We start from the raw sequence: 19,691 nt of genomic DNA on the forward strand, positions 1-19,691 counted from the left end.
ATAAAATCGACAAAATTTCCGGCCCCCGCCGCCCCCTGAAATCCCTTCGAGCGAGCCCCGCCAACGCTTGCAGCCAGTGACTGACCGGTCGTCATTCGTGCTTCTTTCATCGGCTAATGCAAAGCTCGGTTTGCCCGGTGTGACGGCGCACCCTAGAATGCCCCGATGCGCGATGATCTCTCCCTTCTGCTGAACTCCCTCAACGATGCCCAACGCCAGGCCGTAGCTGCCCGCGTGGGTCGTCAGTTGGTCCTGGCCGGTGCTGGTTCCGGTAAAACCCGAGTGCTGGTGCACCGTATCGCCTGGTTGATCCAGGTCGAGAACGCCTCGCCCCACTCGATCCTGTCGGTGACCTTCACCAACAAGGCTGCTGCCGAGATGCGTCATCGCATCGAGCAGCTGATGGGTATCAACCCGGCCGGCATGTGGGTCGGAACCTTCCACGGCCTGGCGCATCGCTTGCTGCGGGCGCATTGGCAGGACGCCGGCCTGAGCCAGACCTTCCAGATTCTCGACAGCGACGACCAGCAACGGCTGGTCAAGCGGGTGATCCGCGAGCTGGGGCTGGACGAGCAACGCTGGCCGGCCCGTCAGGCTCAGTGGTTTATCAACGGGCAGAAAGACGAAGGTCTGCGTCCGCAACACATTCAAGCCAGCGGCGACCTGTTCCTGGCGACCATGCGCAGCATTTATGAGGCCTACGAGGCCGCTTGCCTGCGCGCCGGTGTTATCGACTTCTCCGAATTGCTGCTGCGTGCCCTCGACCTGTGGCGCGATCACCCGGGCCTGCTGGCCCATTATCAGAAGCGCTTCCGGCACATTCTGGTGGACGAGTTCCAGGACACCAACGCCGTGCAGTACGCCTGGTTGCGTCTGCTGGCCAAGGGCGGCGACAGTTTGATGGTGGTGGGCGACGACGATCAGTCGATCTACGGCTGGCGTGGCGCGAAAATCGAGAACATTTATCAGTATTCCGACGATTTCCCGGATGCCGAGACCATTCGTCTGGAGCAAAACTACCGCTCCACCGCCGGGATTCTCAAGGCTGCGAACGCCCTGATTGCTAACAACACCGGGCGCATGGGTAAAGAGCTGTGGACCGATGGCGGCGAAGGCGAAGCGATTAATCTGTACGCCGCGTTCAACGAGCACGATGAAGCACGCTACGTGGTGGAAACCATTGAAAGCGCGCTGAAAACCGGCTTGGCCCGTAGCGATATCGCGATTTTGTACCGCTCCAACGCCCAATCGCGCGTTTTGGAAGAAGCCTTGCTACGCGAGCGCATTCCGTACCGCATCTACGGCGGTCAGCGTTTCTTCGAGCGGGCAGAAATCAAGAACGCCATGGCCTACCTGCGTTTGCTGGAAGGCCGTGGCAACGATGCAGCGCTGGAGCGGGTCATCAACGTTCCGGCCCGTGGCATCGGCGAGAAAACCGTCGAAGCCATTCGCGACCATGCGCGCCACAGCGATGTGTCGATGTGGGAAGCCATGCGTTTGCTGGTCGCCAATAAAGGCCTGACCGGTCGCGCAGCTGGCGCGCTCGGCGCGTTTATCGAGCTGATCGAGAACCTTGCCGCCAAATGCATGGACATGCCGCTGCACCTGATGACCCAGACGGTTATCGAACAGTCGGGGCTGATTGCCTACCACGAAGCGGAAAAAGGCGAGAAAGGCCAGGCCCGGGTAGAAAACCTTGAGGAACTGGTCAGCGCCGCGCGCAACTTCGAAAACGCTGAAGAAGACGAAGACCTGACGCCGTTGGCGGCATTTCTTGGCCATGCGTCGTTGGAGGCTGGTGATACCCAGGCCGACGAGCACGAAGACAGCATTCAGCTGATGACCTTGCACAGCGCCAAGGGCCTGGAATTCCCTTATGTGTTCCTCGTGGGCATGGAAGAAGGCCTGTTCCCGCACAAGATGAGCCTGGAAGAGCCGGGGCGTCTTGAAGAAGAGCGCCGTCTGGCTTACGTCGGCATTACACGGGCGATGCAGAACTTGGTGATGACCTACGCGGAAACCCGACGTCTGTACGGCAGCGAGACCTACAACAAGGTGTCGCGTTTCGTGCGTGAAGTGCCGAAAGGCTTGATCCAGGAGGTACGGCTGTCCAACAGCGTCAGCCGTCCGTTCGGTGGTGGTCAGCAACAGAGCTCCAGCAGCCTGTTTGGCGGCAGCGAGATCCCGGACACCGGGTTCAGCCTCGGTCAGGCCGTGCGGCATTCGGTGTTTGGCGACGGCGTGATCCTGAACTTCGAGGGCGCCGGGGCTCAAGCTCGCGTGCAGGTGAACTTCAGCGAAGGCAGCAAGTGGCTGATGGTGGGTTACGCGAAGCTGGAGGCGATCTAAAGCCCGCCAGAGAACTAATGCAGGAGTGGGCTTGCTCGCGAAGGCAACGCTGCGGTTTTTCAGAAACACCGCGTTATCGTTCTTCGCGAGCAAGCCGGCTCCCACAGGGTTTTGTGTGGCATCCAAGCGATCGGTTGAACTTATAAAGGTGCAAACCATGGGCTCAGGCTTCTTTTCCTCCTGGACATTCTGGGCCCTGTTGTCAGCGGCATTTGCTGCCATGACCGCCATCTTCGCGAAGATCGGCATCGAAAACGTCAACTCCGACTTCGCCACCCTGTTACGCACAATGGTGGTTTTGGTCAGTCTGGCCTTGATTTTGTACGCCACGGGCCAATATCAGTCATTAGGATCTATCTCCGCCAAGAGCTATGTGTTCCTGCTGCTGTCAGGGCTCGCCACCGGCGCATCGTGGATCTGCTATTTCCGTGCGTTGAAGCTCGGCCCGGCGTCGCTCGTCGCCCCAGTCGACAAGCTCAGTGTGGTGCTCGTGGCGGTGTTGGGGGTGGTCCTACTGGGAGAACGGCTCGAGTTGCGCCAATGGGGCGGAATCAGCCTGATAACGGCCGGGGTGGTCATGCTGGCCTTGCGACGCTAGATATCCTTCCTACAGAACTTATCCACTCGTCCTACAGACCAAAGTTAACAGGCCCTATTGCGCTGACCGAAGCTGAACGCAACCTGTCAGGCAAAAGCCCGAAACACTCTGCCGCTAGCCAGTAACAGTTCAGCTGTGCAACATGGCGCGCGTGCCATCCACAAATGGGAATTCCCTTTATGAAACGTTTTCTTAGCATCGCCATGGCGTTGTGCATCGGCCTGACGATGAGCCTCGACGCCAACGCCAAGCGCTTTGGTGGCGGCAAGAGCTCCGGCGCTGCGCCGACTCACCAGACCAGCCAAATGGCTCCTTCTTCTGCCGCCGGTGGTGCTGCTGCCACTGCGGGCGCGGCCGGTGCCGCTGGCGCTGCCGCCAAGGCCGGCGGAGCTTCGCGCTGGCTCGGCCCTCTGGCCGGCATCGCTGCCGGTGGCCTGCTGGCCTCCATGTTCATGGGCGGCGGCTTCCAGGGCATGCAGATCTTCGACATCCTGATCATGGCGGTCATTGCGTTCCTGATCTTCCGCTTCATCGCCGCTCGTCGTCGCAAGCAACAGGAGCATCTGGCTCCAGCTGGCGCACCGATGCAACGTGAAGTGTTCGAGCAGAAGCCAGCCGGCATGGGTTCGATCTTCGGCGGCTCGGCAGCACCTGCTGCCGCTCGTCCGGTAATCAACGCGCCAGCCTGGTTCAATGAACAGAACTTCATTGAAGCGGCCCGCAACCACTTTCAGTCCCTGCAGCAACACTGGGACGCCAACGAAATGGACAAGATTGCCGAGTTCGTGACCCCGCAACTGTTGGAGTTCCTCAAGCGCGAACGTGCCGACCTGGGCGAAGGTTTCCAGTCCACCTACATTGATAACCTCAATGTTCAACTGGACGGCGTGGATGATCGTGCCGACAAGACCATCGCCACCCTGACATTCACCGGCGTGTCGAAGACTTCGCGTTTCGACCAGGGCGAAGTGTTCAGCGAAAGCTGGAACATGGAACGTCCACAGGGCGAAAACCAGCCTTGGCTGGTGGCCGGTATCCGCCAGAACGGCTGATCCCCTCCGCGTTACGCATGCTGTAATAGAAAACCCCGGCCTCGGCCGGGGTTTTCTATTTCGCAGTTGCATCTGTAGCGAGCTACTGTATAAACCGCCCCAACTAAACCGCGCCATCAGCAAGAGGATCCCGGACGTGGAAGAAATCATCGAACAACTGCGTGAAGCCAACGAACCGGTACCGGTCCCCTTGGAGTTGCCTGACGAAGACCAGATCGTGGAAATCGAGGAACAACTGTTCATCGACATTCCCTTCGTCTTCAGAGAGTTTTTGCTGACTGTCAGCGACGTCGTCTACGGCAGCCTGGAGCCGGTGACCGTCACCGACCCGCAATCCCACACCTACCTGCCGGACGTTGCAGCCAACGCCTGGGACGCAGGCGTCGACCGCAGCATGATCCCGATCTGCCAGGACGGTGATGACTACTACCTGGTCGAAGAAGACGGCACCGTGGTGCTGTGGCAGGCCGAAGAAGAACTGATCGCCGAAGAAACCTGGGAATCGGTGTGGCACTGGGCGCGGGACGTCTGGCTGGAAAGCTGAGTCGTCTGACGCGCCGCTTGGTCAATGCCCGGCCGATTCCTTGTGGTTGTCCAGCGTTTCGAGCAACGCCACCTGCATCCGTGTGTGCACGCGGATAAACCAGCGCCAGAGCAGCGCCGCCACCGTGGCGGCGACCACGACGATCAGTACCAGCAACTTGTTGGTCGGCAAGATACTGGCCGACAAGGCTGCCAGCAGCAGGAAGATCACCAGCAGCGAGAGGATCGGGATCACTTCGGCGATCACCCGACGCAATCGCTGCGTGTGGCGCCCTGCCATCTCAGGTTTCACGCCCATCTCCGCCAAGAGCATCGACAGCGCCTTGAGCTTGCGATAAGCGGCGATGAGGAACGGCAGCGACAACAGCAACGCCCCACCCCAGATCAACGCTTTCTGCCAGCTCGGATCGCTGATCCAGTCTTGCAGGTACACGGACATGCGTTCGGCGAAATACGCGCCGGAAAAGAAGATCGCAATCACCAAAGCCAGATTGACCCCGACCTGCAACAGAATCCTTTGGATCATCGACGCCAGCAACGCGCCCTCGCCCTGGGGCTGGATGCTGCGCAGCCACTCGCCGTACATCCCCAACACCCGACCCAGTCGCTGCGGCATCACCGCAGCAAGCTTGATCGACAGTGGATCAGCCGCGCGGATCAGATACGGCGTCAGCAACGTGGTAATCACCGAGACCGCTACGGCGACCGGGTAGAGGAAGTTGCTGGTGACCTGCAGCGTCATGCCCAGCGCGGCGATGATGAAGGAGAATTCACCAATCTGTGAAAGCCCCATCCCCACGCGCAGTGAGGTGCGTCCGTCATTGCCGGCGATAAAGGCCCCGAGGCCGCAGGAAAGCATTTTACCGAGCACGACGGCTACGGTGATCACCGCAATCGGCCAGGCGTATTGCAGCAGGATCATCGGATCGAGCATCAAGCCGATGGCCACGAAAAAGATTGCACTGAACAAGTCGCGAACCGGCTCGATCAAGCGCTCAATCTTCAGCAATTGCCGCGACTCGGCCATGATCGCCCCAATCAGGAACGCGCCCAGGACCATGCTGTATTCGAGCTTGACCACCAGCAGGCAGAAGCCGAAACACAATCCCAAGACGGTGATCAACAGCATTTCATTGCTTTCGAACTTCGCCACGTAGGCCAGTAATCGCGGCACCAGCAAAATGCCGATCACCAGCGCAACGATCATGAACAGCGAGAGCTTGCCCACCGTGGAAAACACTTCGCCGGAACTGACCGTGCCGCTGACCGCGATGCTCGACAGCAAGGCAATGATGCCGATGCCGAGGATGTCCTCGACGATCAGCACTCCGAAGATCAGCTGGGCGAAGCGCTCGTTCTTCATCTTCAGGTCGTTGAGCGCCTTGACGATGATGGTGGTCGAGGAAATCGCCAGGATCGCGCCGAGAAACAGTGAATCCATGGTGTTCCAGTCGAACCATCGGCCGATTTCGTAGCCGATCCAGATCATCAGCACAATTTCGAGGAACGCCGCGATGAATGCCGTGGCACCGACCTTGAACAGTTTGCGCAGGCTGAACTCGAGGCCCAGGCAGAACATCAGGAAAATCACCCCGAGTTCAGCGAGGGTCTTGATGGTTTCTTCGTCGTGGATCAGGCCGAACGGTGGTGTGTGCGGGCCGATGATGAAGCCGGCGACGATATACCCCAGCACCACCGGCTGTTTGAAGCGGTGGAACAGCACGGTCACCACACCTGCGACCAACATGATCACTGCCAGGTCCTGAATAAAACTGATGGCATGCATGGTGTGGGGCTCCTTGAGATGGACGTTCGGAGGTTAACACCGCGACTTCCGCCAGAAAGGCGGTGCAATATATGGAAACAGATCGATCTGGCGTGACGGCGGCGACCCGCCCGGCGTCCCGATAACTGTGGTTTGAAAAAACCGACCAGGCATCCGCAGAGGTGCCGCCCCTCCGACATTCTGCCTTGACCCGTGAGAACGCTATGGAACCCGGAAACGCCCAGCTGTCGATGACGGTATTGATGACCCCCGACATGGCCAACTTCTCTGGCAATGTTCACGGCGGTACCCTGCTCAAATACCTCGACGAAGTGGCCTACGCCTGCGCCAGCCGTTACGCCGGCCGCTACGTGGTGACCTTGTCGGTGGACCAGGTGATTTTCCGCGAGCCGATTCATGTCGGCGAACTGGTGACCTTCCTGGCCTCGGTCAACTACACCGGCAACACGTCCATGGAGGTGGGCATCAAGGTGGTGACCGAGAACATCCGCGAGCGCTCGGTTCGCCACACCAACAGCTGCTTTTTCACCATGGTGGCGGTGGATGACGACCGCAAACCGGCCGCAGTCCCGCCGCTGCAACCGCAGAACAGCGAAGACAAACGCCGCTTCATCCAGGCCCAGCAACGTCGGCAGATTCGGCAGGAACTGGAAAAGCGGTATCAGGAAATCAAGGGTGATGCCTGAGGCCTGCGGGTAACTTCAGATAGCCATCGCGAGCAGGCTCGCTCCCGCTTTGGATCGGGGGTGTTCGCAATTCCCCTGTGGGAGCGAGCTTGCTCGCGATGGGCTCACCGCAAATTCAGAGACTGATCGCAGTCGCTTCGAACTTCACGCGTGGATGCGCAATCCGGTCCTGAGCCCTCACAAGCTCCAGCTCATAGCTGGCACACGCCTGGGTTTCCAGCAGCACTTCATGCACTGCTGCCGCCGTGAACTCGAAGGCCGCCAACAGGCTGTCGCCCAACAGCACACGTGCCAGGAACAGCCCCGACGTCAAGTCACCCACACCCACCGGCTGACGCGGAAACGCCAGCAACGGACGCCGCAGGTGCCAGCTGCCGTCAGCCGTTACCAACAACATCTCGAAGCCATCCGCCGGTTTGCCGGGATAGTCCAGATGCTTGACCAACACTGCTTTAGGCCCGCGCGCCAGCAGTGCGCGCGCCATCGCCAGGCAATCGAACAGCGACTGCGGCTTGCGCCCCGAGAAGCTGTCCAGCTCCAACTGGTTCGGGCACATGAAGTCCGCTACCGAAGCCGCCTCCTCCAGCAGGAAATCGCTGACTTCGGCCGGCACGCTGCAGCCCTTCTCCGGATGGCCCATCACCGGGTCGCACAAATACAGCGCCTTGGGGTTCATCGACTTGATCCGCGCCACGCCCGTCAGGATCGCCCGGCCCTGAGCCGCACTGCCCAGGTAACCTGACAGCACCGCATCGCAGTTGCCCAGCTCGCCAATCGCCGCGATCCCTTCGACCAATTCGGGGATCTGGTGCGGCGCCAGCACTTCACCGGTCCACTGGCCGTATTGCGTGTGGTTGGAGAACTGCACAGTGTTGAGCGGCCAGACATTCACCCCGACCCGCTGCATCGGGAAAACCGCGGCGCTGTTGCCAGCGTGGCCGAACACCACGTGGGACTGGATGGCGAGCAGGTGGGGCGTGCGTTTCATGCGGTGTGTTTTCCGTCAAACGATTGAAATTCGAGCCGCGCAGTATGCGACGAAACACGGCCTGTACGACAGACCGGCGACGCAGTTAAGCTGGCACTATCTTGTTGGAGCAACCTGTTGATGCTGACCCTCGGAAATATCTTCGTGTTGATGCTGCTCGCCACCGGCGGCGCGTGGCTGTGGCATAACCACGGGCTGCGCGAGCGCGCGCTGGAACGGGTCAAGCTGCATTGCACCAAGCTCGGCATCGAGCTGCTGGACGGCAACGTGGCATTGAAAAAGATAGCGTTCATCAAAGATGCCAACGACCGGCGGCGCCTGGCCCGGGTGTACAACTTCGAGTTCACCGTGACCGGCGAAACCCGCCACAACGGCACCATCACCCAATTCGGCGCCCACAGCGCGCAGATCGAACTGGCGCCTTACCCGATGCCGTTCGACGACACGCCTGCGGTGGTCGACGTGGAGAAGCCTCGCGCTGAAGTGATCGAGCTGAGCCAGTGGCGGCAAGAACACACCAAGTGGCGTCCTTAACCGGTCCGACAGTCGACCAACGCTTTCTGCAGTGAATCCATATTCTGCGGATCACCAAAAATCAACTCGATCCGAGAATCCTGGCGCCATTCGCTGGGCCGCCATTCCAACGGCGAGTTATCCAGCGCATTCACCGAAACCCAGCCATCGAGGGTGTGGATAACCAGTTTCGCCCGCCGCCAGGCAATGCTTTCAAGCCACTGGCCGACGCGCGCCACATCGAAGGTCTGAGTCGGATGCCAACGCCAGCCGACGCTCCAGCCGCCCTCCTGTGCCTGACTCAAGCAAATCGGCAGCGCAGGATCGGTCCAGATGGCCGGCATCTGCGCCAATCCCTTGGGCACGATGAAGCTATCCACACCCGCCTCCGCCTGAGCGCCAAGGCCCGGTAATTCGCTCAACGGCAGGCGCGCTTGCTGCGTCCAGTACAAAGGACGAGCAGGCAGCTGCGCGGCGATTCGCTGGCGATCATTGAGGTCGAGACCTTCCGCCTTGTTCAGCACCAACAAACCGGCACTGCTCAACGCCTCCTGCTGCGCCTCGGGCAGTGGTTTGCCAGCGGCGAGTGCCTGGGCATCCAGAACCAATACACAAGGCTGTACCGCCAGTACGCCTTGCCACGGTGCCTCACTCAATTGCTTGAGCAACTGCGCCGGGTGGCCCAATCCGGAAGGTTCGATGAACAATCGGTCCGGCCGCGCCTTGCGCAGCAACCGCCCGAGGCCGATCTGAAACGGAGCACCGTTCACGCAACACAAACAGCCTCCGGCCACTTCCCCCAGTGCGATACCATCGGCGCCCTCGGTCAGCAGCGCGGCATCGAGGCCGATCTGGCCGAACTCGTTGATCAGCACCGCCCAGCGTTCGTTCGCTGGCCGCTGCGCCAGCAAGTGCTTGATCAAACTGGTCTTGCCCGCGCCCAATGGGCCGGCAATGACGTGAGTGGGAATGTTCTGCAACATGGTCGATGTTTTCTGAGGAGGTAATGGATGCGGTTGATGGGATTGTCGTTGGTGTTGGCGCTCTGTTCCGGCGAGGCGCTGGCACAGGCTTGCGTGGTACATAGCACAGCCGAGCGACTCGACGTTAAAGTCTGCCAGCAGAACCGCAACATCCCGGAAAAGCTCTTTGCCGACGGATTCTGCCAACCGAACCTTCCCGGGCAGAACGTCGAGGTGCAATACGTCGACCAATGCCCCACCGGCGCGTTCGGCGTATGCAGCAACGCCCAAGTCGCCAATATGCCTTACCGGCAGGATATTCACTATTACGGCGTGGCGACCGATGCGGCGTATCTGAAGCCGTTTTGCGAAGGTCAGAGCCAGGGCAACTGGCTCAAGCCTTAGGCCAGCCAATCCAGGGTCAGAATCAAACGGCGTTCGCCCGGCGCGGGTTGCGGCGAACGGTGGATCAGGCCGAATCCTTCGTTGCCGTGCCATTTCTCGCCTTTGAGCAGTGCCACTTCGCCGGTCGCAATGTGCTCGACCAGCGAATTTTCGGTGGGCTCGGCCTTAGGCTTGCCCAGTTGCCGGCGATCCATCACCCCTTCTTTCAGCCACTGACTGCCGATGCCGCAATACGTAGTAATCAGCCGCACCGGCACATGATCGACGTGAAAGCGCGGGCACATGGCCTTGTCCAGAACGCGCACGCGCAGGCCGATGCGCTTGGCGCCCAACAGGCAAGCGAATGCGCTGACCAGCCAGGACACGTCGGCAATGAAACCGGCATACCCTTCGAGATCGCTGAATCCTGAGGCCAGCCCATGCAGATTGGGTTCGGCGTCATCACTGGACAATTCCAGGACCAGCGACTCCGCCAGCGGTTCGTTCAGGGACAGCAACAAGCACCCGAAATCACTGATGTGCGCCGGGAGCTGGCGTTGCCAAACGGCCAGGTTTACCCCGTCTTCAAGAACTCGAGACAGGGTTTGTGGCGTTTCACCTTGAACCTGATGAACGACCGGCCGCAGCTTCAGGCTGGGCGCCAACATCAAGCGGCAACCTCTTCGTGCCAAGGACCGAACGGATCTGACAGCAAACGCCAACCCTCGACACCCAAGGCCATTTCATCATCGCTCAGCAGGCAATCGTCGAGTTCAGCGGTGAGTTGCGCGAAGTCGATGTTCTGACCGATGAACACCAGTTCCTGGCGGCAATCGCCGGTGGCGGCGGTCCAGTTCTCCATGATCCCAGCCGTGCTTTCTTCGTCCTGCGGCCACTGGGTTTTCGGCACGAAGCGCCACCAGCGCCCAGCGAAACCATGGCGCATCAAGCCACCGGCCTGGGACCAGCTACCCGCGTCCGTGTGCTTGCTGGCCAGCCAGAAAAAGCCTTTGGAGCGTAGCAGTTTGCCGTTCACCCACGGTCGATCAATGAAGCTGAAAAAACGTTGCGGATGAAACGGTCGGCGGGCTCGGTAGGCCGTCGAGGCGATGCCGTATTCTTCGGTTTCCGGTATGTGTTCACCGCGTAATTCCTGCAACCAGCCCGGCGCCTGGGCAGCCTTCTCAAAGTCGAAACGACCGGTGTTGAGGATCTTTTTCAGAGGAATCTCACCCATGACCATCGGGATGATTTCTGCCTGAGCGTTGAGGCGTTCAAGGATCGCGATCAGTTCCTGGCGCTCGCGGCTGCTGATCAAATCGATCTTGCTGATGAGGATCACGTCGGCGAATTCGATCTGCTCGATCAACAGATCGGTGATCGAGCGTTCGTCCTCCTCACCTAATGTTTCTCCGCGGGAAGCGAGACTTTCAGCGGCCTGATAATCGAGCAGGAAGTTCATGCCGTCGACCACCGTGACCATGGTGTCGAGCCGCGCGATGTCGGCCAGGCTCTGCCCCTCTTCATCACGGAAAGTGAAGGTTTCGGCCACGGGCAATGGCTCGGAGATGCCGGTGGATTCGATCAACAAGTAATCAAAACGCCCATCCCTGGCGAGCTTGCTGACCTCTTCGAGCAGGTCTTCGCGCAAGGTGCAGCAAATGCAGCCGTTGCTCATCTCCACGAGTTTTTCTTCGGCACGGTTCAGGCTGACGTCGCGCTGGACTTCGCTGCCATCGATGTTGATTTCGCTCATATCGTTGACGATTACGGCGACTCGCAGGTTCTCGCGGTTACGCAATACGTAGTTGAGCAGCGTGCTTTTACCGGCGCCGAGAAAGCCCGACAGGACGGTCACGGGGAGACGATTGGGCATCAGGATTTCCTCACAGAGATGCCCGATCGCAGTGTCGGGCTGATTTGAATGTTATAGTGTAACAATGCAATCACGCCAGCCCGCTCTTGTCCACCACGATAAAGGGCACGATGCTGAAAACCGCCCACTCCGTGAGAACTCCCATGCGCATTGCCCTGAAATCAGCGCTGATAAGCTTTTCGCTGTTATTTGCCGTAGGCGCCTGGGCGCAAGTGCCGAGCCTGGCGAAGTGCACACGAAGCGCCAATCTGCTCGCCTGCGTGGATGCCGATGGCAACGCCTATAGCGTCAACACCGTCGGCAGAACGATCTATTTGCGCGGCTTCGAAAAGGCAGGCAAACGCTATTGGGCGCAGACCAACAGCCGTTACGGTCAGCTCACGTTTTTCACCGGTCTCGCCTCCGACGGCGAAGCCTGGGTTGGTTACAACCGGCGAGTCGGCTGGACTACGATCAATCGCTTCTCCAGCTCAGGCGGCAGTAGCGCCAGGTTCACCTGTAGCAGGATCAGCGGCTGCTAGGCCTGCGCTTTTTTCTGCTGCTGTTGCCAGGCGATGTAGCTGTCGAGCGGCGGGTTCTTCTGAAAATAGCGCTGCAATCCCTCGAACAATCCATCAGCCACAGCCTGCTGATGGCGTGCGGTCACCAGTCGCTGGCTGTCGCGGGCGTTGGAAATGAAGCCCGTTTCCACCAGGATCGACGGCACGTCCGGCGACTTCAGCACCGCGAATCCCGCTTGTTCCACGCGCTTCTGGTGCAGCGTGGTGATGCCCGCCAGGCTGCCGAGCACGGTGCTGCCCAGCTGCAAGCTCGCGGCGATGGTGGCGTTCATCGACATGTCGAGAATTACCCCGGCGAGCATCGGGTCCTTGTCCTTGAGATTGAGCAGACTGGTGGCGCCCAACAGATCCGCGCCGTTCTCCCGCTGCGCCATGAAACGCGCCCTGCACCGGGCCGCTGAGGTCGAGGACGATCCGCGTATCGCCCTGACCAAAATGCCCGGAACGGATCGAGCGAATGACCGTATTGCCAAGTGCCAGTTGGCTGAAGTCGCCGTTAAGGCTGGCACCACGCAGGTCAATGATCAGCCGCTCGGGAGCGCTCAGTGAAAAGGTTTTGTACTGCACCGGCCCGCTCAAATCGAACACCAGACGTAGCTTGTCATCCGATCGCCAGAGCCGCGCGTTGCGAATCTGCGTGGCCGAAACACCAAAGGGCAAAGCGAAGGCCGCGCAGGCCAGCATCCAGTTGAGCAGGTGACGTCTGTGCATGTTGGAAGCCGCTCGTGAAAAAGGCATGGTCGATTTCAATGTAATAACATAACATACGAAACCCCACACCCACGACGGACCTGCCCATGAATGCGCTGACTCTGCCGGATATCGCCGCGCAGGCTTCACGCCAAGCCCTGCCTCTCGATTGGGTAGGCATGTGCGGCATCGCTCTTCCTGTGTTGTTCGATGGCCAACGGCTTAGCGCAAAGGCGGACGCCGGCGTGAGCCTCGATGATGGAGAAGCGCGCGGCATTCACATGTCCCGGCTGTATTTAGCGCTGGAAGCACTTGAGCAGGAAAACCTGACGCCCACCCTGTTGCGGCGAGTTCTGCAAAGTTTTCTCGACAGTCATGAAGGGCTGTCCCACAGCGCTTACTTAAAAATTGATGCGAATTTACTGCTTAAAAGGCCGGCGTTGATCAGTCCGTTGGCCGGCTGGAAAACCTATCCAGTGAGCATCGAAGCCCGTTTGAAAAACGCGATGTTCCACGTGGAACTAAAAATCGATGTTCCATATTCCTCAACGTGTCCGTGTTCAGCCGCACTTGCTCGGCAGTTGATTCAGCAACAATTCATCGACGACTTCGCCAACAAATCGCTGCAACATGCTGATGTATTGGCGTGGCTGGGTTCTACCAAAGGTATTGTTGCGACACCTCACAGCCAACGCAGCAACGCACGTTTACAGCTGCGGCTGGACGACTATCTGGATGACCTGCCGCTGATAGCGTTGATCAACGACGCCGAAGCGGCACTCGGCACTGCCGTACAAACCGCCGTGAAACGCGCCGATGAACAAGCCTTCGCCCTGGCCAATGGGCAAAACCTGATGTTCTGCGAGGACGCCGCTCGCCGTTTGAATCTGGCCCTGAAACGCTCCCCCGGCATCAACGCTTTCCACATACGCGTCGTCCACGCCGAAAGCCTTCATGCCCACGATGCCGTTGCCGAAAGCCGATGGAACTGGGTGTCCGCATGATCCGTTGCCAGGCATTGCGCTGGGGTGCGCCCGGTCAACCGCTCACGCCGCCTGTGGATTTTGAATTGCCAAAAGGCAGTCTGACTGCCGTGATCGGCGCCAATGGCTCGGGTAAAAGCAGTCTGCTGAAAGTCATCGCAGGGCTGCAAAAACCCCTAGCCGGAAAAGTAAGCCTCGATGTTCCACGCAAGGGCTCGCTCTCCTTCCTCCCCCAGCAGCAATACCTCGACAGGCAATTCCCAATCAGCCTCCAGGACTTGGTGGCTGCCGGTTTCTGGGGCAGCAAACAATCACCAGAGCTACGCCGCCAACGCCTAAAAGCCGTGCTGGAAGATTGGTGCCTGAGCGGTCTGGAACAGCGACCGTTGATGGCCCTTTCCGGTGGCGAATTGCAGCGCGCCCTGCTCGCCCGTTTGAGCCTCGCCGAAGCACCTTTGTTGTTGCTCGACGAACCCCACGCTGCACTCGATGAACTGGGTCAGTCGCTGCTCTGGAAGCACATCCACGACTGGCACGCCGAAGGTCGAACCCTGCTGGTCGTGTGTCATGACCTGGCCGCGGTTAGACAACATATTCCTCAAAGCCTGTTGATCAAGAGCAGCGGCTGCGTCCTTGGACCCAGTACCGAACTGATCCGCCAACAACCGCAAACGCAGGTGGCCTGATGCTCGCTGCCGCTCAGCTATGGCAACCGTTCCACGAGTTTGTATTCATGCGCCGGGCACTCGTTGGCGGATTGGTCCTGGCTTGCAGCACCGCGCCGTTGGGCGTGTTTCTGATCCTTCGTCGCATGAGCCTGATCGGCGACGCAGTGGCTCACGGCATCCTGCCGGGTGCAGCCCTCGGTTTCTGGTTCGCCGGTTTGAGCCTCCCTGCACTGACCATTGGCGGCCTCGGCGCAGGCCTGAGCATGGCCGGACTCGCGGCCTGGATCACCCGCCGGACGGGATTGCGCGAAGACGCGAGCCTCGCCGCGATCTACCCGATTTCCCTCGCCAGCGGCGTGCTGATCCTCGGCATCGCCGGCAAACGCCTGGACCTGCTTCACCTGCTGTTCGGCTCGGCACTGGCGGTCGATGGGCCGACGCTGACAGGCATGCTGTGGGTCTCCGGGTTCAGCCTGATCGCCATGGCACTCATCTACAAACCGTTGTTGCTGGACACCCTCGACCCGCTTTTCCTGCAAACCGTCAGTCGCCTCGGTCCATTGGCACACGGCGTGTTCCTGACTCTGGTGGTGCTGAACCTGGTGATCGGTTTCCAGGCCATCGGCGCATTGATGATGGTCGGCTTGATGATGTTGCCCGCCGCCGCGTCGCGCTTCTGGAGTCGCCGTTTGCCGGTGTTGATCGCAATCGCCGCCCTGCTCGGCTGCCTCTCGGTATGGCTCGGATTATTGCTGTCGTTCTACTACTCGCTGCCCAGCGGCCCGGCGATCGTGCTGGTGGCGGGCGGTTTGTACGTGCTGTCCGTGGTGTTCGGGCCGCTGCACGGTTTGCTGCGCCGCCCGCCTTTGCTCACATCCCAATGAGGTGCTTTCCGATGCGCGCTTTACTCGTGCTGTTCAGTCTGATGCTGCCGATGTCGCTGTCTGCTGCGGAAAAACTTCAAGTGGTCACCAGTTTCAGCATCCTCGCCGACATGACCCATCAGGTCGGCGGAGACCATATCCAGATCACCAACATGGTCGGTCCTGACGCCGATGCCCACACCTACGAGCCGACCCCGGACGATGCCAAAGCCTTGCTCAAGGCCAGACTTATTATCAAAAACGGCCTGGGGTTCGAATCTTGGCTGGATCGCCTGGTGACCAGCACCGAGACCAAAGCCGCGGTCATCAGTGCGAGCCACGGAGTCATTCCGCGCTCCCTGGATGAAGATGGCGAGACCGTGCCCGACCCTCACGCCTGGCACAACCTGGCCAACACCGAGCTGTACATCAGCAACATCACCAAGGCGCTGATCGCTGCCGACCCGGCGAACAAAGCCGACTACGAACGCAACAGTCAGGCCTACCTGAAACAGATCTACGCACTGCTCGCCGAAGCCAAGGCCAAGCTCGGTTCGCTGCCACCGGGCAATCGCAAGATCGTCACCTCTCACGATGCGTTCGGTTATCTGGGCCAGGCCTACGGCATCGACTTCATGGCACCGCAAGGCCTGTCTACGGAACGCGAACCTTCGGCCGCCGAAGTCGCCGCGCTGATCACCCAGATCCGTCAGGCCAAGGTCAAAGCGGTGTTCATGGAAAACATCAAGGATGCCCGTCTGCTCAAGCAGATTGCCGATGAAAGCGGTGCGCACATCGGTGGCACGCTGTACTCCGACGCGCTCGCCGCGACCGGTCCGGCGAGCACCTTCGCCGGACTGTTCGAATACAACCTCAACACCCTCTACGACGCATTGAGCACGCCATGATCCGAAAGAACCCCTCAGGCGATTTGCCACTGATTGCGGAGTCTGCCTACGTGGATAAAACTGCAATCATCTGCGGCAAAGTGGTGATCGGCGAAAACGTTTTTGTCGGCCCCTACGCAGTTATTCGGGCCGACGAAGTGGATGCGTCAGGCGAGATGGAGCCAATCACCATCGGCGCCAACTCGAACATTCAGGATGGCGTGGTGATCCACTCCAAGTCCGGCGCGGCGGTGACCATCGGCGAGTTCAGTTCCATCGCTCACCGCTCCATCGTTCATGGCCCTTGCACGGTTGGTGATCGAGTGTTCATCGGTTTCAACAGCGTGCTGTTCAACTGCGCGGTCGGCGATGGCTGCGTGGTGCGGCACAACTCAGTGGTCGACGGTCGTGACTTGCCCGAGGACTTCTACGTGCCCTCCACCACCCGCATCGGCCCTAACACCGACCTGTCGCAGTTCCCACCGGTGAGCGTCAGTGCCTCGGAATTTTCCGAAGACGTGGCGCGCACCAACGTCGATCTGGTGCGCGGCTACAAAGCCCTGCAGAACGAGTTTTGACCATGAGCAGCGTGCTGATTCGCAATGCCAGATTGGTGAACGAAGGTCGGGAATTCGATGGTGATCTGCTGGTGACCAACGGCCGGATCGTGAAGATCGCCAGCAGCATCCACGGCGAATATGCCCACGTCGAAATCGACGCACAAGGGCAGTGGCTAGAGCCCGGCATGATCGACGACCAGGTGCATTTCCGAGATCCCGGGGCACCCGACAAGGGTAGCTTTTACACCGAATCGCGGGCGGCCGTGGCGGGCGGCATCACCAGTTTCATGGACATGCCCAACACAAATCCGGCCACCCTGACCCTCGCGGCACTCGCTGACAAGAAGCGGCGAGTGGCGATCAACTCCGTCGCCAACTACGGCTTCCACTTTGGTGTGAGCAACGACAACCTCGACACCGTTGCGGCGCTCAATCCCTGCGAAGTGGCTGGCGTGAAAGTGTTCATGGGCGCCTCTACCGGCAACATGTTGGTGGACGACCCGCAGACACTTGAACGATTGTTCGCCGAAGTGCCTACCATCCTTGATCGTGACTACCCGAGCCTCGGCAACCTGATCAAGTGCAATCCGGCGATCAAGACCCAGGCCGATCGTAATGCCCTGCGCCAAGCCCTGATGAGCAATCGACTGGACGTCATCGGCAGCGATCACGCGCCGCACACCTGGGCGGAGAAACAACGGCCCTACCACCGGGCCCCGTCCGGTTTGCCATTGGTGCAACACGCCGTGCCCGCGTTAATGGAACTGGTGATCGACGAAGTGCTGCCGATAACTACCCTCGTGGCCAAGACCAGTCACCGCGTGGCTGATCTGTTTGCCATTCCCGACCGCGGCTATCTGCGCGAAGGCTACTGGGCCGACCTCGTTCTGATCAAACCCGAGCCAGAAGGCGTGGCCGTTTCCAGGCAGCCGATCTTGTCGCAATGCGGCTGGACACCCTTCGCTCGCCAGCGTTTTCGCCACAGCGTCAGCACCACAATCGTATCGGGGCAAATCGCCTGGCACGACAAACGTCTTAATGACAACTGTCAGGGTTTACCCCTACGGTTTATGCGCTAACGCGCGTTTATTGCACTCGAGAGCACCGACATGATTCACATCACCCTGAGCAATGGTTCATTGCGTGAATACGACCAACCGTTGTCGGTGTATGAGTTCGCAGCGAGCATCGGCGCCGGTCTGGCCAAAGCGGCCGTCGCCGGTCGGGTGGACGGCGTTCTGGTGGACTGTGAATTCATGATCGAGGCCGATGCCCGGGTCAGCATCGTCACGCCTCAAGAGCCCGATGGGTTGGAGATATTGCGACGCTCCTGTGCATTGATGCTGGCGGTGGCCATCAAACAACTCTATCCAAGAGCGCAGTTGTACAACGGAGCGGAGCTGGGTGATGGGTTCTTTCATGAGTTTGCGTTTGAGCGGCCTCTGAATCTGGTCGACCTTGCCGGCATCGAAGCGCGCATGAAGACCCTGGCAGCAACCAACCATTCAATCCGGCGCCGCAAACAGTCATCCCCATCGACGCTCACGGAAACGTCATTGCCCTATCTTCTTGGAGACTTCGAGTGTGTGTCGGTGGGCCCGCATGTGCCCGCGACCCGGGTGTTGCAGGCATTCGCGCTCGATCACATCAGCGGCACGGAGCCACAGCGGATCTATGGCACGTGCTGGTCGTGCCAACAGGAACTGGAAGACTGGCGGGCGCCGCCGCACGTGATCATTGTCAGCATGGACGAGCGTCAGGCGGATTACGCACAGTCGGTGACCGAGGCATTGCGCCGAGGTGGCGTGCGCGCTCGTGCTGATCTGCGCACCGAGAAAGTCCGCCACAAGATCCGCGAGCACAGTCAGCAAGTGCCGTATCTGGTGGTGATCGGGGAGAAAGAAAAAGCCGGTGGGTTTGTCAGTGTGCGCAGCCGTACCGGGGAGGATTTCGGCAGGATGGCAGTTGATGCGGTGTGTGAGTGGTTGAGGTCAACGGGTATTGCGGGTGTCTGAAGCGACGCCATCGCTAGCAGGCTAGCTCCCACAGGATACACACCGACCCTGTAGGAGCGAGCGGGCGGCGATCCGACTTGCCCGCGAAGCTTTTAAGCTCTCGGCTTAACGGTCCCGCAATCCTGACCCAGCCAAACCGCACGGGTATCGAGGCTACCCTTCTGCTGAATGCCGGTCGCATTGAACGTGCCGTTGACCTTGGTGGTGAACTCACGATCACTGAGGAAGGTGGCGACACCCGCGCCCTGCGCTTTCGGACAGCTGAAACGGAATTTCCACTGATTGCCGCTGCGCTCAGTGATTTCCTGTTTGCAGCCCGATTGCGGGTCCGTCAGCGGGATATTGTCTGACTTCACTTGCTCCGGCGTCAGACACGCCCGTATCCCCTTTCCGCCCATGGTGATGCCCTGCTTCTCCAGCTGCGCGCGCTGTTGCGGGGTCATCTGGCCCTGCAACTGACCGAGGATCAGCTGCAAGTCCGGCAGGTTCTGGTCATCGACCTTCATGTTGCTCGTGGTCAACTCCCACAAACCTGGCTGCAGCATCTGCGCCTGAGCGGCCACAGGAAGTGCTAAACCTAGAGCCACGGCCAAACCCAGCAGACGAACGTTCATCGAGTAACTCCTGATCAGTAGTGGCCGTTAGACGTCAGCCATAGGCTTCAGTTCATGGGCCAATTAAATAGCGACATTCTGCACGGAACATGGTCTGTTAAGCATTGAATCTTC

Annotated in this window: 21 protein-coding genes and 1 pseudogene; 15 read left to right on the forward strand and 7 right to left on the reverse strand. The window is 59.8% G+C overall.

Going from position 1 to position 19,691, the window contains the following annotated elements:
• Positions 1–165 precede the first annotated feature (165 nt).
• From uvrD to ACA075_RS30175, 4 genes are all read left to right on the forward strand, one after another.
• Complete coding sequence (gene uvrD / locus ACA075_RS30160; protein ID WP_497296723.1) at positions 166–2,349, forward strand: DNA helicase II; 2,184 nt, start codon at positions 166–168, stop codon at positions 2,347–2,349.
• Positions 2,350–2,506: 157 nt separating this feature from the next.
• On the forward strand, positions 2,507–2,947 hold the full coding sequence (locus tag ACA075_RS30165; RefSeq protein WP_497299353.1) for an EamA family transporter: 441 nt from the start codon (positions 2,507–2,509) through the stop codon (positions 2,945–2,947).
• 179 nt (positions 2,948–3,126) lie between these two features.
• Positions 3,127–3,999: a Tim44 domain-containing protein gene (locus ACA075_RS30170; protein ID WP_497296724.1), complete on the forward strand. Its 873-nt coding sequence runs from the start codon at positions 3,127–3,129 to the stop codon at positions 3,997–3,999.
• A 136-nt stretch (positions 4,000–4,135) separates the two neighbouring features.
• Entirely contained in the window at positions 4,136–4,543 is a 408-nt protein-coding gene (locus ACA075_RS30175) for an SMI1/KNR4 family protein (protein ID WP_007943369.1), read from the forward strand.
• Positions 4,544–4,564: 21 nt separating this feature from the next.
• On the opposite strand, the gene ACA075_RS30180 is transcribed toward ACA075_RS30175, so the two are convergent.
• Positions 4,565–6,328: a cation:proton antiporter gene (locus ACA075_RS30180; RefSeq protein WP_497296725.1), complete on the reverse strand. Its 1,764-nt coding sequence runs from the start codon at positions 6,326–6,328 to the stop codon at positions 4,565–4,567.
• A gap of 203 nt (positions 6,329–6,531) precedes the next feature.
• Here ACA075_RS30180 and ACA075_RS30185 point away from each other — a divergent pair, with 203 nt between their 5' ends.
• Positions 6,532–7,014, forward strand: coding sequence for an acyl-CoA thioesterase (locus ACA075_RS30185; RefSeq protein WP_219094686.1), 483 nt, complete (start codon positions 6,532–6,534; stop codon positions 7,012–7,014).
• A gap of 115 nt (positions 7,015–7,129) precedes the next feature.
• Here the strand turns inward: ACA075_RS30185 and pdxY are convergent, their stop codons facing one another.
• On the reverse strand, positions 7,130–8,002 hold the full coding sequence (pdxY, locus tag ACA075_RS30190) for a pyridoxal kinase PdxY (RefSeq protein ID WP_497296726.1): 873 nt from the start codon (positions 8,000–8,002) through the stop codon (positions 7,130–7,132).
• Positions 8,003–8,122: 120 nt separating this feature from the next.
• On the opposite strand from pdxY, the gene ACA075_RS30195 reads away from it, so the two are divergent.
• Entirely contained in the window at positions 8,123–8,536 is a 414-nt protein-coding gene (locus tag ACA075_RS30195; RefSeq protein WP_010465383.1) for a DUF3301 domain-containing protein, read from the forward strand.
• Here the strand turns inward: ACA075_RS30195 and ACA075_RS30200 are convergent.
• Positions 8,533–9,498, reverse strand: coding sequence for a CobW family GTP-binding protein (locus ACA075_RS30200; protein ID WP_497296727.1), 966 nt, complete (start codon positions 9,496–9,498; stop codon positions 8,533–8,535). The two genes, ACA075_RS30195 and ACA075_RS30200, sit on opposite strands and share 4 nt — an antisense overlap.
• A 27-nt stretch (positions 9,499–9,525) precedes the next feature.
• Between ACA075_RS30200 and ACA075_RS30205 the strand changes: the two genes are divergently transcribed.
• Complete coding sequence (locus ACA075_RS30205; RefSeq protein WP_497296728.1) at positions 9,526–9,882, forward strand: NADH:ubiquinone oxidoreductase; 357 nt, start codon at positions 9,526–9,528, stop codon at positions 9,880–9,882.
• On the opposite strand, the gene ACA075_RS30210 is transcribed toward ACA075_RS30205, so the two are convergent.
• A complete protein-coding gene (locus ACA075_RS30210) occupies positions 9,879–10,529 on the reverse strand; it encodes a DUF1826 domain-containing protein (RefSeq protein WP_497296729.1) in 651 nt (216 codons plus the stop codon). The genes ACA075_RS30205 and ACA075_RS30210 overlap by 4 nt on opposite strands.
• Positions 10,529–11,737, reverse strand: coding sequence for a zinc metallochaperone GTPase ZigA (zigA, locus tag ACA075_RS30215; RefSeq protein WP_497296730.1), 1,209 nt, complete (start codon positions 11,735–11,737; stop codon positions 10,529–10,531). The genes ACA075_RS30210 and zigA overlap by 1 nt, the downstream gene beginning before the upstream one ends.
• Before the next feature lie 143 nt (positions 11,738–11,880).
• On the opposite strand from zigA, the gene ACA075_RS30220 reads away from it, so the two are divergent.
• The gene (locus ACA075_RS30220) at positions 11,881–12,258 is read left to right on the forward strand and encodes a glutamine synthetase (protein WP_497296731.1); all 378 of its coding nucleotides are present in this window, start codon (positions 11,881–11,883) and stop codon (positions 12,256–12,258) included.
• Here the strand turns inward: ACA075_RS30220 and ACA075_RS30225 are convergent.
• A pseudogene (locus tag ACA075_RS30225) lies at positions 12,255–13,008 on the reverse strand (N-acetylmuramoyl-L-alanine amidase). The gene ACA075_RS30220 and the pseudogene ACA075_RS30225 overlap by 4 nt on opposite strands.
• A gap of 86 nt (positions 13,009–13,094) precedes the next feature.
• Between ACA075_RS30225 and folE2 the strand changes: the two are divergent.
• From folE2 to ACA075_RS30260, 7 genes are read left to right on the forward strand one after another with little or no spacing between them, the layout of a single operon-like run.
• Positions 13,095–13,991, forward strand: a complete 897-nt coding sequence (folE2, locus tag ACA075_RS30230) for a GTP cyclohydrolase FolE2 (protein ID WP_497296732.1) — start codon at positions 13,095–13,097, stop codon at positions 13,989–13,991.
• The gene (locus ACA075_RS30235) at positions 13,988–14,656 is read left to right on the forward strand and encodes a metal ABC transporter ATP-binding protein (RefSeq protein WP_497299354.1); all 669 of its coding nucleotides are present in this window, start codon (positions 13,988–13,990) and stop codon (positions 14,654–14,656) included. Before folE2 ends, ACA075_RS30235 begins: the two co-directional genes overlap by 4 nt.
• Positions 14,656–15,522 (forward strand): metal ABC transporter permease, encoded by an 867-nt coding sequence (locus tag ACA075_RS30240; protein ID WP_497296733.1) that lies wholly within the window; start codon positions 14,656–14,658, stop codon positions 15,520–15,522. The genes ACA075_RS30235 and ACA075_RS30240 overlap by 1 nt, the downstream gene beginning before the upstream one ends.
• Before the next feature lie 11 nt (positions 15,523–15,533).
• On the forward strand, positions 15,534–16,409 hold the full coding sequence (locus ACA075_RS30245) for a metal ABC transporter substrate-binding protein (RefSeq protein ID WP_497296734.1): 876 nt from the start codon (positions 15,534–15,536) through the stop codon (positions 16,407–16,409).
• Positions 16,406–16,966, forward strand: coding sequence for a gamma carbonic anhydrase family protein (locus tag ACA075_RS30250; protein WP_077748526.1), 561 nt, complete (start codon positions 16,406–16,408; stop codon positions 16,964–16,966). Before ACA075_RS30245 ends, ACA075_RS30250 begins: the two co-directional genes overlap by 4 nt.
• Before the next feature lie 2 nt (positions 16,967–16,968).
• Positions 16,969–18,027, forward strand: a complete 1,059-nt coding sequence (locus ACA075_RS30255) for an amidohydrolase family protein (RefSeq protein ID WP_497296735.1) — start codon at positions 16,969–16,971, stop codon at positions 18,025–18,027.
• A gap of 30 nt (positions 18,028–18,057) precedes the next feature.
• The gene (locus tag ACA075_RS30260) at positions 18,058–18,963 is read left to right on the forward strand and encodes a His/Gly/Thr/Pro-type tRNA ligase C-terminal domain-containing protein (protein WP_497296736.1); all 906 of its coding nucleotides are present in this window, start codon (positions 18,058–18,060) and stop codon (positions 18,961–18,963) included.
• Between the two features lie 92 nt (positions 18,964–19,055).
• On the opposite strand, the gene ACA075_RS30265 is transcribed toward ACA075_RS30260, so the two are convergent.
• Positions 19,056–19,577 (reverse strand): DUF3617 domain-containing protein, encoded by a 522-nt coding sequence (locus ACA075_RS30265; protein ID WP_094469893.1) that lies wholly within the window; start codon positions 19,575–19,577, stop codon positions 19,056–19,058.
• Positions 19,578–19,691 lie beyond the last annotated feature (114 nt).

Source organism: Pseudomonas sp. LBUM1663, assembly GCF_059695905.1.

Excerpts from the sequence above, each read along its gene's own strand:
- uvrD (WP_497296723.1), top strand. The coding sequence starts at position 166 with ATGCGCGATGATCTCTCCCTTCTGCTGAACTCCCTCAACGATGCCCAA.
- ACA075_RS30165 (WP_497299353.1), top strand. The coding sequence starts at position 2,507 with ATGGGCTCAGGCTTCTTTTCCTCCTGGACATTCTGGGCCCTGTTGTCA.
- ACA075_RS30170 (WP_497296724.1), top strand. The coding sequence starts at position 3,127 with ATGAAACGTTTTCTTAGCATCGCCATGGCGTTGTGCATCGGCCTGACG.
- ACA075_RS30180 (WP_497296725.1), bottom strand. The coding sequence starts at position 6,328 with ATGCATGCCATCAGTTTTATTCAGGACCTGGCAGTGATCATGTTGGTC.
- ACA075_RS30185 (WP_219094686.1), top strand. The coding sequence starts at position 6,532 with ATGGAACCCGGAAACGCCCAGCTGTCGATGACGGTATTGATGACCCCC.
- pdxY (WP_497296726.1), bottom strand. The coding sequence starts at position 8,002 with ATGAAACGCACGCCCCACCTGCTCGCCATCCAGTCCCACGTGGTGTTC.
- ACA075_RS30195 (WP_010465383.1), top strand. The coding sequence starts at position 8,123 with ATGCTGACCCTCGGAAATATCTTCGTGTTGATGCTGCTCGCCACCGGC.
- ACA075_RS30200 (WP_497296727.1), bottom strand. The coding sequence starts at position 9,498 with ATGTTGCAGAACATTCCCACTCACGTCATTGCCGGCCCATTGGGCGCG.
- ACA075_RS30205 (WP_497296728.1), top strand. The coding sequence starts at position 9,526 with ATGCGGTTGATGGGATTGTCGTTGGTGTTGGCGCTCTGTTCCGGCGAG.
- ACA075_RS30210 (WP_497296729.1), bottom strand. The coding sequence starts at position 10,529 with ATGTTGGCGCCCAGCCTGAAGCTGCGGCCGGTCGTTCATCAGGTTCAA.
- zigA (WP_497296730.1), bottom strand. The coding sequence starts at position 11,737 with ATGCCCAATCGTCTCCCCGTGACCGTCCTGTCGGGCTTTCTCGGCGCC.
- ACA075_RS30220 (WP_497296731.1), top strand. The coding sequence starts at position 11,881 with ATGCGCATTGCCCTGAAATCAGCGCTGATAAGCTTTTCGCTGTTATTT.
- folE2 (WP_497296732.1), top strand. The coding sequence starts at position 13,095 with ATGAATGCGCTGACTCTGCCGGATATCGCCGCGCAGGCTTCACGCCAA.
- ACA075_RS30235 (WP_497299354.1), top strand. The coding sequence starts at position 13,988 with ATGATCCGTTGCCAGGCATTGCGCTGGGGTGCGCCCGGTCAACCGCTC.
- ACA075_RS30240 (WP_497296733.1), top strand. The coding sequence starts at position 14,656 with ATGCTCGCTGCCGCTCAGCTATGGCAACCGTTCCACGAGTTTGTATTC.
- ACA075_RS30245 (WP_497296734.1), top strand. The coding sequence starts at position 15,534 with ATGCGCGCTTTACTCGTGCTGTTCAGTCTGATGCTGCCGATGTCGCTG.
- ACA075_RS30250 (WP_077748526.1), top strand. The coding sequence starts at position 16,406 with ATGATCCGAAAGAACCCCTCAGGCGATTTGCCACTGATTGCGGAGTCT.
- ACA075_RS30255 (WP_497296735.1), top strand. The coding sequence starts at position 16,969 with ATGAGCAGCGTGCTGATTCGCAATGCCAGATTGGTGAACGAAGGTCGG.
- ACA075_RS30260 (WP_497296736.1), top strand. The coding sequence starts at position 18,058 with ATGATTCACATCACCCTGAGCAATGGTTCATTGCGTGAATACGACCAA.
- ACA075_RS30265 (WP_094469893.1), bottom strand. The coding sequence starts at position 19,577 with ATGAACGTTCGTCTGCTGGGTTTGGCCGTGGCTCTAGGTTTAGCACTT.